The following is a 605-nucleotide window of genomic DNA, read 5'->3' as shown; positions in this document are numbered from 1 at the left end:
CCAAAAGGCTACGCAACGCCAAGCTTGTTAAGTCAAATCATCACCAGCAAATATCAGTATGGGTTACCGCTTTATCGACAAGAAGCGATGTTCAAACAGCACGGAGTACTAAAAAAGACAGGCACCTTTACAAAGAATACTAACAATCGCCAGCGACAAAAATCCAAGGGCTCGTTTGGCTTTGCCCCTTTTTAAACAACATATGTCGTTAAACATTTAGGAATTAGTCACTATGGGACTAAATAAGACAGTCACCTTTATGTGTATTAAACGACTAAAAAAGACAAACATATTTGTTTCAATAATAAACCACACTTAAAATACTTACTTACTTAACAGGACAGGCATGTTTATGTACTCCAGCTAATGCTGGCTTTTTTGTTTTTGGCTTGCGTGAAATACACTAAATTCATCTGGGGACTAAACAAGACAGTCATCTTTTTTATACTTTGGATTGCGCTAAAAACGATGCAGTCAATGAATACTAAACAAGACAGGCATGTTTATGTAATGTCGTCAGACCACGGCAATTCCGATGGTGGTGGTACCGGAGATATCGGAAGCGACGAGTACTCGCACTATAAAGCTCTGTAATATGTACTAGC

General features: G+C 38.7%; 1 protein-coding gene. It reads left to right on the top strand.

What is annotated here, in order from left to right; genetic code table 11:
* A partial coding sequence (locus tag ACFI6J_RS21560; protein WP_462586406.1) for an IS66 family transposase occupies positions 1-195 on the top strand: 195 nt, incomplete at its 5' end.
* Between the last annotated feature and the right edge of the window lie 410 nt (positions 196-605).

The sequence above is a fragment of the Alteromonas sp. G4i13 genome, from assembly GCF_054960505.1.
This window is presented reverse-complemented; position numbering and strand designations above follow the sequence as displayed.